At 66.0% G+C, this 14684-nt stretch carries 12 protein-coding genes and 1 tRNA gene; 7 read left to right on the forward strand and 6 right to left on the reverse strand.

Annotation, left to right across the window (positions count from 1 at the left end; translation table 11 throughout):
* Positions 1-72: 72 nt before the first annotated feature.
* From EJC49_RS20790 to EJC49_RS20810, 5 genes are all read right to left on the reverse strand, one after another.
* Positions 73-149: transfer RNA gene (locus EJC49_RS20790), tRNA-Arg, on the reverse strand.
* Positions 150-255: 106 nt separating this feature from the next.
* Positions 256-1455: an acyltransferase family protein gene (locus EJC49_RS20795; protein WP_126701850.1), complete on the reverse strand. Its 1200-nt coding sequence runs from the start codon at positions 1453-1455 to the stop codon at positions 256-258.
* Positions 1456-1619: 164 nt separating this feature from the next.
* On the reverse strand, positions 1620-3443 hold the full coding sequence (locus tag EJC49_RS20800) for a monovalent cation:proton antiporter-2 (CPA2) family protein (RefSeq protein ID WP_126701906.1): 1824 nt from the start codon (positions 3441-3443) through the stop codon (positions 1620-1622).
* 91 nt (positions 3444-3534) lie between these two features.
* Positions 3535-4404 (reverse strand): N-carbamoylputrescine amidase, encoded by an 870-nt coding sequence (aguB, locus tag EJC49_RS20805; RefSeq protein WP_126701851.1) that lies wholly within the window; start codon positions 4402-4404, stop codon positions 3535-3537.
* The gene (locus EJC49_RS20810; RefSeq protein WP_126701852.1) at positions 4401-5438 is read right to left on the reverse strand and encodes a histone deacetylase family protein; all 1038 of its coding nucleotides are present in this window, start codon (positions 5436-5438) and stop codon (positions 4401-4403) included. Before EJC49_RS20810 ends, aguB begins: the two co-directional genes overlap by 4 nt.
* A gap of 259 nt (positions 5439-5697) precedes the next feature.
* On the opposite strand from EJC49_RS20810, the gene EJC49_RS20815 reads away from it, so the two are divergent.
* The 7 genes from EJC49_RS20815 (at position 5698) to EJC49_RS20845 (ending at position 14167) form a co-directional block, all read left to right on the forward strand.
* Complete coding sequence (locus EJC49_RS20815) at positions 5698-7365, forward strand: amidohydrolase (protein ID WP_126701853.1); 1668 nt, start codon at positions 5698-5700, stop codon at positions 7363-7365.
* A gap of 142 nt (positions 7366-7507) precedes the next feature.
* Positions 7508-8602, forward strand: coding sequence for an ABC transporter ATP-binding protein (locus EJC49_RS20820; RefSeq protein ID WP_126701854.1), 1095 nt, complete (start codon positions 7508-7510; stop codon positions 8600-8602).
* Between the two features lie 4 nt (positions 8603-8606).
* The gene (locus EJC49_RS20825) at positions 8607-9527 is read left to right on the forward strand and encodes an ABC transporter permease (protein ID WP_126701855.1); all 921 of its coding nucleotides are present in this window, start codon (positions 8607-8609) and stop codon (positions 9525-9527) included.
* Entirely contained in the window at positions 9520-10320 is an 801-nt protein-coding gene (locus tag EJC49_RS20830; RefSeq protein WP_126701856.1) for an ABC transporter permease, read from the forward strand. Before EJC49_RS20825 ends, EJC49_RS20830 begins: the two co-directional genes overlap by 8 nt.
* Before the next feature lie 38 nt (positions 10321-10358).
* The gene (locus EJC49_RS20835) at positions 10359-11393 is read left to right on the forward strand and encodes an extracellular solute-binding protein (RefSeq protein WP_126701857.1); all 1035 of its coding nucleotides are present in this window, start codon (positions 10359-10361) and stop codon (positions 11391-11393) included.
* Between the two features lie 213 nt (positions 11394-11606).
* Positions 11607-12188 (forward strand): hypothetical protein, encoded by a 582-nt coding sequence (locus EJC49_RS20840; protein ID WP_126701858.1) that lies wholly within the window; start codon positions 11607-11609, stop codon positions 12186-12188.
* Positions 12189-12241: 53 nt separating this feature from the next.
* On the forward strand, positions 12242-14167 hold the full coding sequence (locus tag EJC49_RS20845; RefSeq protein WP_126701859.1) for a methyl-accepting chemotaxis protein: 1926 nt from the start codon (positions 12242-12244) through the stop codon (positions 14165-14167).
* A gap of 27 nt (positions 14168-14194) precedes the next feature.
* Here EJC49_RS20845 and EJC49_RS20850 read toward each other — a convergent pair whose 3' ends face one another.
* Complete coding sequence (locus EJC49_RS20850; protein ID WP_245453500.1) at positions 14195-14653, reverse strand: DUF302 domain-containing protein; 459 nt, start codon at positions 14651-14653, stop codon at positions 14195-14197.
* Positions 14654-14684: the final 31 nt, after the last annotated feature.

Below are 14684 nucleotides of genomic sequence, written 5' to 3' on the forward strand. Positions count from 1 at the left end.
CGGCACGAGGTTGTCACCCATGTCTTAGGTACAAACTGTCACCCATGTCTCCGAGTCGTACACGGGAAGAAATGGCGCACCCGGTTGGATTCGAACCAACGACCTCTGCCTTCGGAGGGCAGCACTCTATCCAGCTGAGCTACGGGTGCGCGCCGCGAGGATCGGATCCCCGCATCGGCCCGGTCCGCCAGGAAGCGGCACGGGCACTGGCTACATAGCCGAAGCCGCGCGGCGCTTCAACAGCCGATGTCGGTTCTAGCGCACCGTGCGGGTCGTCGGCCCGGCCGGCGCGGCGCGACGCGCCGGGCGATCGCCGAAGCCGAAGGCCAGCCGCAACGGCCAGGGCAGGCGTTCGGCCGCCATCGCGATGGCGAGCGACAGAGCGACCGTGACGAAGACCACCAGCCCGAGCTTGGTCCAGGCGCCGGCCTCGATCGGCAGCACGTGGTAGAGCGCCCACACGATCACCGTCTGGTGAACGATGTAGAGGGCGAACACCTTGCCGTTCAGCCAGGACAGCGCAGCACTGCGTCGGTCGAGATGGATCGCGGCAAAGCCGACCGCCGTGAGGATCATCGTCCAGGCGAGCGCGAAATCCAGCGCCTTGAACACAGGCGTCTGGTTTTCCCACGAGCCGAGCGATCCAGCCGATCCGGCGGCGGGCACGAAACAGAAGGTGTAGAGCGCAACCGTGAGGACGAGCGCCAGTCCGGCGCTGACCCAGCGGCGGGCCACGACGGTGCCGATGATCTCGGCATGATGGCGCGCGAACAGGAAGCCGAAACCGAACCACGACGCCCAGACCGCGAACCAGGCGCCGTCATTGTAGAGCGCGTTGGTCTGGCGCGGATAGAACGGCGACAGGGCCAGGTTGAGCGCCAGCGGCACCAGAAAGACCAGATGGACGAAGGGCGAGCGGACGACCGCGACGAACAGGCGGGAAACCGGCGCCCCGCGCCCCGACTGCAGGAACCGGAAGATCGGGTACAGCCCGACCGCCATGACCAGCAGATAGGCGACGAACCACATGTGCGCCCAGGTGATGTTGCCGGCGGGATATTTGCCCTCGGTGAAGTAACGCTCGATCCAGAAGGTCCAGAGCGAGCCGCGATAGCCCTCCTCCATGACGCGTTCGAGCCAGACCTGCGGCACCACGACCACCGCCATGGCGAACAGGAGCGGCACAAGCAGGCGCACGGTGCGGTCGCGCAGGAAAGCCCGGCCGGGCGAGGAGCGGAATGCGAACCACGTGCCCATGCCCGAGACGAAGAAAAGCAGCGCCAGCCGCCAGGCGCGCGGGAAGTCCATCGCCCAGGACAGGGCCTGGCTGGTCTGGGCGCTCTTCACCAGCCAGGACATGTCCGGAAAGAAGGCGACCGAGCAGTGGTAGAGGATGAGAAGGCCGAAGGCGAGAACCCGGAGCCAATCGACATAGTGGAGCCTGCCAGTCGTCACGACATTCCATTCCGTTCAATGCCGCGAAGCGGCGTCTGCGCGAAGATGTCTAGCAGCACAACCTTAACGACCCTGCCGCCGGTCGCGAAAAGTCTTATGAATTCTTAGTGGGTGGTGAAACCGGCCGAGCGCCGCGCCGGACCGGGCTAGGCCGCTTCGGCCGGTCAGCCGCCTGCTTCCGGCGAGGACGGTGCCGCGCCGGGGTTCATCACTTGACCGGGTTGCCTCGGCTGGGCCAGCGGCGCGGGCGTCGGAGCATTTCCTTTCAACAGCCCGGTTCCGGCGTAGAGGCCGCCGGTGAGCTGCATCTCGAGCCGCTCGGAATCGCGGCGGCGGACGTCCTGCATGATCTCGTTCGCCTCGGTTTCGTCCAGACCGAGCGTCTTCAACGTCGCCTCGCCGAACACGAAGGCGGATTCGAGCATTTCGCGGATCTGGAAGTCGACGCCGGCGTGGATCAGGTCGAGCGCGGCGCCGCGATCCCAGGCGCGGGCCAGAACCGGAACGAGCGGAAACTCCGCCTTCAGGTGCTCGACGATCCGCACGGTGGTCTCGGCCTTGTCGACGCAGACGAGCACGGCGCGCGCGCGGCCCGCGCCGGCGGCGTGAAGGATGTCCAGCCTGGCGCCGTCGCCATAATAGACCTTGAAACCGAAGGTGGCGGCGACCTTGATCATCTCGACGTCGTTGTCGATGATCGACACGTCGATGCCCTTCAGAAGCAGCGGCTGGCTGGCGACCTGGCCGAAGCGGCCAAAGCCGATGACGAGCACGCTGCCGTCGAGCCCGTCGACCATGTCGACGCCGTTCATGTCGGGCGTCGGTCGCGGCATGAGGCCGCGCAGGCCCAGGATCGCCAGTGGGGTCAGCACCATCGAGATGATGACGATCGCGGTCAGCACGGCATTGGTCTCGCCGTCGATCAGGCCGACGCCGGCCGCCGCCGAATAGAGCACGAAGGCGAACTCGCCACCCTGCGCCATCACGACGGCCCGCTCCAGCGCCTGGCCATGGCCGTGGCGCAAAAGCCGGGCGACAGCATAGATGCCGGCCGCCTTGACGATCATGTAGACCACGACCGACAGCGCCACGATGACCCAGTTGGCGGCGACGACCGACAGGTCGAGCGACATGCCGACGGCGAGGAAGAACAGGCCGAGCAGGATGCCGCGGAACGGCTCGACGTCGGCTTCCAGCTGGTGACGGAAGCTCGATTCGGACAGGAGCACGCCGGCCAGGAACGCACCCATGGCCATCGACAGGCCGCCGAGCTGCATGGCGAGCGCGGAGCCGAGCACGACTAGGAGGGCCGCTGCCGTCATCACTTCACGGGCATGTGCGTCGGCCAGGATCCGGAACATCGGGTTGAGCAGCCAGCGCCCGGCGACGAGCAGGCCGACGATGGCGCCGACGCCGATGCCGACGTCGATCAGGCGCGACGAGAGGGTGGCTTCCTCGCCGCCTGGCGCCATGAAGGCGATCAGCGCCAGAAGCGGAACGATCATCAGGTCCTCGAACAGGAGGATCGAGACCATCCGCTGGCCGGGCTGGGTCGCGATGTCGCCCCGTTCCTCGAGCAGTTGCATGACGATCGCCGTCGAGGTGAGCACGAAGCCGGCCCCGGCGACGAAGGCGACGACGGGCGGCAGGCCGAGCGCCATGCCGACGCCGGTCAGAAGCGCCGCGCAGAGCGCGACCTGGAGCAGGCCCAGGCCGAAGATCTCCTGGCGCAGGCCCCAGAGCCGGGAAGGCCGCATTTCGAGGCCGATGATGAAGAGAAACATCACGACACCCAGTTCGGCGATGTGGAGGATCGCCTCGGGATCGTCGAAGAGGCCGAAGCCGAAGGGGCCGATGATCAGTCCGGCCGCGAGATAGCCGAGGATGGAGCCGAGGCCGAGCCGCTTGAAGATCGGCACCGCCACGACACCGGCCGCCAGCAGGACCACAACCTGGACCAGTTCGTTGCCGCCCGCCTCGCCAGCCATGCCGCCGGATCCCGTTACGCCGAAGCCTCGATACAGCACAGTTGCGCCGCCGGTGGTAGCATCCTGCCGCATGGCAGGCATCACGAAGCGGTCAACCGCCGTCGGTCGTCGCCAGCGCTGAATAGAGTTCGGGCCGACGGTCGCGGAACAGGCCCCAGGCCGCGCGCTGGCGGGCGAGTGCGGCGCGGTCGAAACGAGCGGTGAGGACCGCCTCGCCATCCCGCCCGGCCTCGGCGACAAGCTCGCCGGACGCGCCCGCGATGAAGGAGGAGCCGTAGTAGGTCTGGACACGCCCGCCGACGATCTCGACGCCGATCCGGTTGGCGGCGGCCACCGGCATCAGGTTGGCGCCGGCATGGCCGCGCATGGTGATGCGCCAGTGCTCCATGGAATCGAAATCCGGCCGGCCGGGCTCGGAGCCGATGGCGGTCGGATAGAGCAGCATCTCGGCGCCCATCAGCGCCATGGCCCGTGCGGCCTCGGGAAACCACTGGTCCCAGCAGATGCCGACGCCGATGGCGCCGAAGCGGGTCTGCCAGACCCTGAATCCGGTGTCGCCGGGGGTGAAATAGTACTTCTCCTCGTAGCCCGGCCCGTCTGGAATGTGCGACTTCCGGTAGACGCCGAGCACCGAACCGGTGTCGTCGACCATGGCGACGGCGTTGAAATAGGCCTGGTTGCGGCGCTCGAAGAAGGAAACGGGGATCACGATGCCCAGTTCGCGCGCCAGGGCCGAGAAGGCCGCGATCGTCGCATGCCCCTCCGATGGCCGGGCCCGGGCGAAGTGGCTCGGGTCTTCCTCCTGGCAGAAATAGAGCCCTTCGAAGAGTTCCTGCACGAGCACGACGTTTGCGCCGCGCCCCGCCGCGTCGCGCACCAGTCTGGAAGCGGTCGCGAGGTTTTGCGCCACGTCGTCGGTGCAGGCGAACTGGACGACGCCGAGCGTGACGGTGTTGCTCACGTGTTGCCTTCCTCGAAGCCCGTCAGAACGCCGACGGCGTTGACGCCGATCTCCTCGACGGCGTAGCCGCCTTCCATGACGAAGAGGGTCGGCAGGCCCAGCGCCTCGATGCGGCGGCCGATCTTGGGGTAGTCCTCGGTGACGAGCTTGAACTTCGAGATCGGATCGCGCTCGAACGTGTCGACGCCGAGCGAAACGACGACGACGTCCGGCCCATAGGCGACCAGTTTCAGGCAGGCATCGACGAGGGCCGCGCCCCAGCCGTCCCAATCCGTGCCCCAGGGCAGCGGATAGTTGTGGTTGAAGCCTTCGCCCTCCCCTTCGCCGCGTTCGTCGGCATGGCCGAGGAAATAGGGGTACTCCACCTTCGGGTCGCCGTGCAGGTTCAGCACCTGGACATCGCCGCGTCCGTAGAAGATTTCCTGCGTGCCGTTGCCGTGGTGATAGTCGACGTCGAGGATCGAGACCTTGCCGGCCCCGTGGTCGAGCAGCCATTGCGCAGCGATCGAGGCGTTGTTCAGGTAGCAATATCCCCCCATGAAGGCGCGGCCGGCGTGGTGGCCTGGCGGCCGGCAGAGCGCGAAGGCGGCACGCTCGCCCCCGGAGACCAGGCTGGCGGCCGTCAGCGCCACGTCGTGCGACGACCTGATGGCATCCCAGGTTCCCTCGACGAAGCCCGCGCCCGCGTCGAACGAATAATAGCCGAGCTGCGCCTCGATGGCGTCGGGCACGACGTCCCCGCGCAGGCCACGCGTCGGCCAGGTGTAGGGCAGCGCCGTGCCGTCGAAGCCGGCCGCCGTCCAGCGTTCCCAGACCGTCGGCATGAAGTCGACATAGGCAGGGTCATGGACGCGGCGGGCGGTGTCGAGGTCGAACGCGTCCGGCGGCAGGATGGGCCCGAGGCCGACCTCTTCGGCCCGCGCCCGGATGAACTCGGCCCGCGACGGCATTTCGAAGGCCGGCATGATCTTGCCCGTCATCAACTCGACATTGCCGGCATGACCCGCGTGCCGGGGCGAAAAGATGGTCTTCATGCTGTCCCCACTGGTCGATCGTCACTGCGGCAAAACCCTAATCAGACTTGTGCGGCTTCGCCAACGTCGCGCCCGCCGGCACCCTTCTCCGCATCCGCTTTTCGCGTGGAAAACGGTCAGACTGCGTCGCGAGGCGCGGCAGCCACGATCCCGCGCGTCCCCTCATGGACGACTGGGCCAAAGCGCCCCGGCGGGCTGGCATGGCGCCGAGGCGGGAGTCGGTGCTAGCCTTTCCCAGAAACCGGGGAACGATCACACCATGCCAAGTCCCGCCGATCTCATCGTCACCAACGCCCGTGTCCTGACCATGGACGACGACACCCCTCGCGCGGAAGCGCTGGTGGTGTCGAACGGCGAAATCGCCTTCGTCGGCGCGGCCTCGGAGGCGGCGAAATGGGCCGGACCGGAAACCACCATCATCGACGCCAGGGGCGCCTCGGTTCTGCCAGGCTTCATCGAAAGCCACGTTCACCTGTTCATGGGCGCGGCCGAACTCGTTCACCTGCAGCTCTTCGGCGTGCACGGCTTCGATGCGCTGAGCCACAAGCTCAAGGCCTATGCGGAGCAGCGGCCGAACGACAAGGTGCTATTCGGGCAGGCTTGCGACTACACGGTGCTCGGTGGCGGCGAGACGCTGACGCGGCATCACCTCGACCGGATCATCGCCGACCGCCCGGTCGCTCTGGTGGCGCCAGACCACCATACGATGTGGGCGAACACGAAGGCACTGGAACTGGCCGGCATCCTCAACGGAAAGGCCTGCAACCCCGGCAACGAGGTCGTCATGGGGACAGACGGGCTCGCCACGGGCGAGCTGCGCGAATCCGAGGCGATGACGCCTGTGGTGCACCTGGCCGGCGAAAGCCGGGTGCGGCTCGGCATCCAGACCGGCGGCGAGCCCGACCGCAAGCCGACGCCGCAGGAGTGGGAGGCCGACAAGGCGATCATGTGCCGCGGCCTGGAATATGCGGCCAGCCATGGCATCACCTCGTTCCACAACATGGACGGCAATCTCTACCAGCTCGAGATCCTGGCGGAGATCGAAAAGGAAGGCAGGCTGCTCTGTCGCGGACAGGTCCCGTTCCACTTCAAGAAGCCGATGACGCTCGCCGACCTGGAGAAAGCCTCAGGGATGGCTAGGGACTACTGCTCCGAATGGGTGTCGTCCGGCATGGTCAAGGTCTTCATGGACGGCGTGCTGGATTCGGGCACCGCGCACATGATCGAGCCCTATGCCGACATGCCGGGATGGCGCGGCGAACCTTATTTCTCGGATGCCGAGTTCGCCGATCTCGCCACCGAGATCGACGGGCGCGGGCTGCAGATCGCGGTGCATGCGATTGGCGACGCGGCCGTGCGCACGGTGCTCGACGGGTATGCTGCGGCGCGCGAGGCGAATGGTCCCCGTGACAGCCGCCACCGGATCGAGCACATCGAGGTGACGACCGACGCCGACATGCCGCGCTTTGCCGATCTCGGCGTCATCGCCTCGATGCAGCCGCCGCATCCGCCCGGATCCATGGGCCTGCCGCTCGAGCCGACGGTCTCGAAGATCGGCCGCGACCGCTGGCGGCTGGCCTATGCCTGGCGCACCATCAAGGAGACCGGCGCCCATGTCGTCTTTGCCTCCGACTGGCCGGTGTCGCCGATCGACCCGATTGCGGGCATCCAGGCTGCCGTGCTGCGCAAACGATGGGCAGACGACCTGCCCGACCATGCCTTCAGCCTGCACGAGGCGATCGCCGCCTACACCGTCGAGGGCGCCTATGCCGAATTCATGGAGCACCGGAAGGGACGCATCAAGGCGGGTTACCTCGCCGACATCGTGGTGCTGTCCAGCGATATCGAAGCGGTCGCGCCCGAAGCGCTGCACGAGGTGCGGCCGGTCACCACCATCTGCGGGGGAAGGATCACCTACCAGGCCTGAAGCTGGCATGGTCGTTGCGTGGTGACCACCGTCGTCTGCGCCGAAGGCTTGGTTGCCAAGCGCGATGCCATGTGGTGACATTGGCCGCAAGAACAACCATCCGCGGCCAACGGCGGAGACGGGTTCGCGAGAGGGGTGCATTTTGCCGGAAAAACCGGACCAGATCGCCATCGACGTCAGGCATGTGACGAAGGTCTTCGGCTTCGGCCCCGACAAGGTTCACGCCCTCAAGGACGTTTCCGTCGCGATACGGGAAAACGAGTTTTTCACGCTTCTGGGTCCGTCCGGCTGCGGCAAGACCACACTTCTGCGGCTGATCGCCGGTTTCGATTTCCCGACAGACGGCGAAATCCTCCTGCACGGTCAGGACATCGCGCCGCTGCCGCCTTACAAGCGGCCCGTCAACACCGTGTTCCAGAGCTACGCGCTGTTCCCGCATCTGACGGTCGCGCAGAACATTGCGTTCGGCCTCGAGATGCTCGGCCGTCCAAGGGCCGAAATCGATGCGCGCGTCAGTCAGATGCTCACGCTCGTGCGGATGGAAGAGTTGCGCAACCGGTCGACCGCCCAGATCTCGGGGGGCCAGCAACAGCGCGTCGCACTGGCCCGGGCGCTGGCGCCGCAGCCCAAGGTTCTGCTCCTCGACGAGCCGCTCTCGGCGCTCGACTTCAAGCTGCGCAAGGAGATGCAGATCGAGCTCAAGCGCCTCCAGCACGAGACCGGCATCACCTTCATCTTCGTCACCCACGACCAGGAGGAAGCGCTCACCATGTCGGACCGTATCGCGGTCATGTCGGCGGGCAACATCCTGCAGGTCGGTTCACCGAAGGACATCTACGATCGTCCGGCAGTGCGCTTCGTGGCCGACTTCATCGGTGAAACCAACTTTCTCGAGGCCGCCATGGTGTCGTCGACCAAGGACCGGGCCAGCGTGCGGCTCGGCTCCGGGGCCGTCATCGACGCATCGGTGCCAAAGGGCTTTTCGCCGTCCGGAAAGGTCACCGTGGTGATCAGGCCCGAGCATGCGCGGCTGGCGGACGACGGCGGCGAACTCTCGGGCAGGCTGGCGAACATCGTCTATTTCGGGACCGACACACATTTCCACGTCGATCTCGACGGTGGCGGCAGCTTCATCGTTCGCCAGCAGAACACCCGGGACGAGAGCAGGCGCGCGCAGGAGGGCGACAAGGTGTCGATCGTGGTCGGCACAGGCGCCGCCCAGGTTCTGAGGGACTGACGGCATGGCGAGCGCCGCAGAAACCGCCCGCAAGGCCGAACGCGACGACATCCGCAAACGCTGGCTACTTTCCGCTCCCGCGCTCCTGATCATCTTCTTCGCCGCCGCAGGGCCGCTCGGAATCGTGATCGTCTACTCGTTCCTCGAACCCGGTTCCTACGGAGACGTGCGCTGGAGCTTCTCGACCGACGCCTGGGTGAGCGTCGTCCTGCAACGCGACATCTTCGACGAGACGCTGTCCATCGCCGACGCGCATGTCGCGATCTTCTGGCGATCGGTGACGCTGTCGCTGGCCACCACCGTATTCGCCTTCATCTTCGGCTTCCCGACGGCCTACTTCATCGCCACGCGCCCGGAGCGCACGCGCGCGCTGTGGCTGTTCCTGATCACGATCCCGTTCTGGACCAACCTCCTGATCCGCACTTTCGCGATCCAGGAGGTGATCCGCAACGAGGGCCTGTTCAACATCGTGCTCCTGAAGCTCGGGCTGATCTCGACCCCGATCCAGATCATCTACACCGACACCGCCATCATGATCGGCATGATCTACGTCTATCTGCCGCTGATGGTGCTGCCGCTCTACGCCTCCATGGAAAAACTCGACTTCCGGCTGGTCGAGGCGGGCTACGACCTCTACGCGACGCGTTTCCAGGTTCTTCGGCGCATCATCCTGCCGATGGTGAAGCCCGGCATCGTCGCCGGCTCGATCCTGGTGTTCATCCCCTCGCTCGGCGCCTATGTGACGCCGCGGATCCTGGGTGGCGGACGCAACCTGATGCTGGGCAACCTCATCGAGTTGCAGTTCGGCCAGGGTCGGAACTGGCCTCTCGGCGCCTCGCTGTCGATCACGCTTCTGATCATCGTGCTGGCGGCTCTGCTGATCTACATCCGCTATGCCGGCACCGGGGCGCGCAATCATGGCTAGCCGGTTCGACATCCGCCGGCAGACCGGCTTCCCGACGGTCGCCCTGTTCTGCTTCTTTCTGCTCTACCTGCCGCTGTCGGTCGTCGTCATCTTCGCCTTCAACTCCGGAACGTCGATCGCCGTGTGGGAAGGGTTCTCGTTCCGCTGGTTCGTGCAGGCGTGGAGCAACCAGCAGGTGGTCGACGCCTCGATCCGTTCCGTGCAGATCGCCAGCGTGGCCGCGGTGATCGCCACGGTGGCCGCCACCATGGCGGCGCTCGCCACCACCCGGACGCGGCCCTATCGGGGGCTCACCTTCAAATATGCCTTCATCAACCAGCCGCTGATGGTGCCGGAGATCGTCACGGCGGTGGCGCTGCTGATCTTCTTCTCGCGCATCAAGATCGCGACCGGTTATTCCGGCCTCGGCTACCTGATGATCGCGCACGCGGCCTTCTGCATTCCCTTCGCCTATCTCCCGATCCGGGCCCGGCTCGAAAGCATGGATACCGCGCTGGAGACCGCCGCGGCCGACCTCTACGCCACGCCCTGGCAGGCCTTCCGCCGCGTGACGCTGCCGCTGCTGTGGCCCGGCATCATCGCCGGCCTGATGCTGGCTTTCGTGATCTCGCTCGACGACGTCGTCATCACGGAGTTCGTCAAATCGGCCGGTCAGGATACACTGCCCACCTACATGCTCGGGCAACTGCGTCGCGTCGTGACGCCCGAGATCAATGCGATATCGACCGCCTTCCTTGGCATATCGGTCGCTATCGTCACCGTATTCTTCCTCATCAGCAGGAAGAAGACCTGAGCAACGATACAACGACGCCAATGAATGGGAGAACGACGATGCACTGGAAACTGACCGCGACCGCTGCGGGCGTCGCTATGCTGGCCTCTTCCGGGCTGGCGAACGCCGCCGGCGAACTCAACATCTACAACTGGGGCAACTACACCAGTCCCGAACTGATCAAGAAGTTCGAGGAAGCGCACGACGTCAAGGTGACGCTCACCGATTATGATTCCAACGACACCGCGCTCGCCAAGGTGCGCCAGGGCGGCCACGGCTTCGACATCGTGGTGCCGTCGGCGAGCGTCATCCCGATCTGGATCCGGGAAGACCTGCTGCTCGAAACCAATCCGAACGAGATGGAGAACTTCAAGAACGTCGCCGACCGCTGGAAGGACGTGCCGTTCGATCCGGGCCGCAAGTACACCGTGCCGTGGCAATGGGGCACCGTCGGCCTGTCGGTGAACACCGCCGACTACAAGGGCGACATCAACACCTCGGCGATCTTCCTCGATCCGCCCGCCGAACTGGAAGGCAAGATCAACGTCATTCCAGAGATGGCGGACGTGATGCATCTGGCCATCACCTATCTGGGCGGCGAGCCCTGCACGTCGGACCGGACGATCCTCAGGCAGGTGCGCGACAAGCTGCTGGAGGCCAAGCCGAAGTGGATCTCGATGAACTACGGCAACATCGAAGCCATGACCAAGCGTGACTTCCTGGCGACGGTGAACTGGAACGGCGCCTCGCTGCGCATGCGCGAACAGGATCCCAACATCAAGTACGGCTATCCGAAGGAGGGCTATCCGATCTGGATGGACAACGTGGCCGTGTTGAAGGACGCACGGAACGTCGAGAACGCCAAGCTGTTCATGAACTTCATCATGGATCCGGAGAACGCGGCCATGATCTCGGATTTCGCGAAATACGCCAACGGCATCGACGGGTCCGAGGAGTTCATGCCGGCCAACATGAGCGACGCGCCGGAAATCGTCGTTCCGGAAGAGCTTCAGGCGGCGGGAACCTTCGCGCTGACCTGCCCGGAAGAAGCCCGCAACCTCTACACGGCGATCTGGACCGAGTTGCAGAAATAGCGGCCACCGCCCGTCTGACCACCCCGCCCCGGCGCGACGCGCCGGGGTTTATTCTTATAAAACCATTGGATTTCCACCCATGTAAGGGTTCGTTCATAATTGATTAAGTTTCGCGAAACTTTTCTCGCGGATGCTCCGTCGGGTGAGGCGATTCGCGGCCGGGACACGGCGTGTTCCAAGCGGGAGAATCGTCAGGCACCAAGGGGGTGAAACATGAAATTTCTTGCAGCGACGGCCATGTCGGCCGTCATCTGGGCAAGTGCATTCGGCGGCCAGGCATTGGCGCAGGACCATGTCGGTCCGATCACCGACTACGTGAAGGCCAACATCGAGCCCTGGCTCTCCGATCCCGTCGTGATCGGCGCGATCAACGAACAGAACGCCGCTCATGCCGGGCTGACCCAGGCCGACATCGACGCTCTCGACAAGCAGTGGCGCGCGGAGGTGGATGCCGGATCCAAGCCGCTCATCGACAAGGTCATGGGCAATGCGCTGTCGAAGTTCCTCGCCGCCAAGCAGGCCGAAGCGGGCGGCATGATCACCGAAGCCTTCGTGATGGACAACAAGGGCCTCAATGTCGGCCAGAGCGAGATCACCTCGGACTACTGGCAGGGCGACGAGGCGAAATGGCAGAAGTCCTATGCGCTCGGCGCGGGAACCATCTTCGTCGACGATGTCGACAAGGACGAGTCCACGCAGAGGCTGCAGTCGCAGGTCAGCGTCGCCATCAGCGATCCGGCCACCGGCCAGGCCATCGGCGCGATCACGCTCGGAATCGACGTCGAAGGCCTCTGAGGCCTTCGCGGGGCGCGTTGTATCGGGCGAAGAGTATGGGGGTTGTGTCTGGCATGTTCGGCAAGCGATCGATCACGTTCAAGCTCGTGCTGGCTGCGCTCGGCGTCAGCCTCGCGGGCCTCGGTGCATCCGTGACCCTCATCGACCGGACAGCCAAGAGCAGCCTCCACGATCTGGCCACCGACGCCTGGATCATCCAGACCGGCCAGATCGCCACGGCCGCGGCAGGCGGCATCCGCTGGAAGAAGCCCGAGGTCGTCGCCGATGCCTGGGCGGCCTACCAGAACAACCCGGACCGCATTCTCTCGCGTGCGGTCGCTTTCGATACGACCGGCAACGTGATCGCCGAATTCACCGCTCCCGGCGTTTCGGCCGCGGCGATCGACACGTCGCTGCGGCGTCTGCTTGCCGCGCCGAGCGAAGGCACGGCCGTCGAGGCGGTGGGCGGCAACGTGCTGATGGTGACCCCGGCCGGCACCAGCGCCGAAGGCAAGCCGCTCGGCTATGTTGCCGTTGCGTGGAACACCAGCACCCTGGAGGCCGTCCGGTCCTCGCTCTGGCTCGGCGCCACCGGCGTCCAGTCGATCTCGGCCCTCATCCTGGTGGTCCTGCTGTTCATCAGCATTCGTTTCGTGGTCGGTCGTCCGCTGGGCGAAATCACCCAGCGCATCGAGAAGCTCTCGAACGGCGACCTGGAGTCGACCGTGCCGAACCTCGATCGATCCGACGAGGTCGGCGTGATCGCGCGGTCGCTGGAGGGCTTCCGCAAGGCCTCGCTCGACAAGCTCGAGGCCGATCGGGAACTCGACGCCCAGCGCCGCCAGATGGAGGAGCAGCGCGACGAGAACGACGCCTCCCGCAGTTCGGCCGCCAAGCTGCAGGCAGCGGTCGTCAAGCTCATCGGCGCAGCACTCGCACGACTGGCCGATGGCGACCTGACGACCCGGCTCAAGGTGGACTTCCCGCCGGAGTACCGGAAGATCAAGGAAGACTTCAACACCGCCATGGACCGGCTGCAGGACGCCATGCAGCAGATCGTCGCCACCGGGCGCCAGCTCGAATACGGCACCGACGAGATCAGCCGCGCAGCCGATGAACTCGCCCGCCGCAGCGAGCAGCAGGCGGCCACGATCGAGGAGACGGTGGCCGCCGTCGGCGAGATCACCCGTTCGGTCTCGGCCACCGCGGCCGGAGCCGGGGAGGCCCGTGCAGCCGTGATCGACATGACGACCGACACCGGCCACAGCGACAAGGTGGTGGGCGCCGCCATCTCGGCGATGGGCGGCATCGAGAAATCGTCCGAAGAGATTTCCAAGATCATCGGCGTCATCGACGAGATCGCATTCCAGACCAACCTCCTGGCGCTCAACGCGGGCGTCGAGGCGGCGCGCGCCGGCGAAGCTGGCCGCGGTTTCGCCGTGGTCGCGCAGGAGGTTCGCGGCCTGGCGCAGCGCTCGGCCGACGCCGCGCGCGAGATCAAGCAGCTGATCCAGACGTCGGCCGGCCAGGTGAAGACGGGCGCGAAGCTGGTCGGCGAGACCGGCGACGTCATCGGCCGCATCGCGGCACGGGTCGAAAGCATCAGTTCGATCGTCACCGAGATCGCCCGCGGCGCAGAAGAGCAGGCCGCCACCCTGCGCGGCATCAATTCGGCGATGAACGGCATCGACACCGCGACTCAGCAAGGCGCGGCGATGGCGCAGCAGTTCACCTCGACCAGCCGCGGCCTCGCCCGTGACGGCGAGGAGCTGAACCGGCTGATGTCGCATTTCCGCGGCGCGGAAAGCCATGTCGACGAACGCCCGGCGGCGCATCGCCCGGCTCAGGCCCGCCGGGCGCCCGCACTTGCGACCGTTGCCACGAGCCGCCGGCCCGAGCCCGCGAACACCTGGCGTGAGCCACCTCGCGCCCGCCCGGCCACCCTCGGCGCCAACGCGCTCGACATCGAGGCCGAGTCCGACGGCTGGGAAGAGTTCTGATACGCTCAGGCCTTCCTTTGCGGCCGCTCAGAGCCCCTCGGCAGCCTCCGAGACGATCTCGTCCAGCAAGGCGTTGACCTCGTCGCGCCCCGGCCCGGCCGGCAGCCGACGGAAGCCCACCACGACCTTGCCCGGCTCCGCCTCGGTTTCGTAGGCGAAGAGGACATAGGGGCAGAAGGCGATGTTGCCCATGTCGGCTTCCATGGCCTTGCGCGACACCACCGCCGAGCAGAATTGCAGAAACTCCGCTTCACGATAGAGCGGCATGGCGGCGCCGACATCTCCCGCCGTCCGCTTCAGCATCTCGCCGATATGGCCGTGATAGTCGATCACGTAGCCGCGGTTGACCACCGCGTCCTCGAGATCGGCGATCACGCTGGCGAAGGGCGACTGCGTTTCGTGAGTCGTGACCATGTCGTCCGCCAGCGCCGGGCTGGCCAGGCCGAGGGCTGCGGCCAGCGCCGCTGCCATCACATTTGCGCGCATCTTTTCCTCCCGTGAGGCTCATTGCCCCTCG

The sequence above is a fragment of the Aquibium carbonis genome (genome assembly GCF_003970795.1).
In the GTDB taxonomy this organism is placed as follows: domain Bacteria; phylum Pseudomonadota; class Alphaproteobacteria; order Rhizobiales; family Rhizobiaceae; genus Aquibium; species Aquibium carbonis.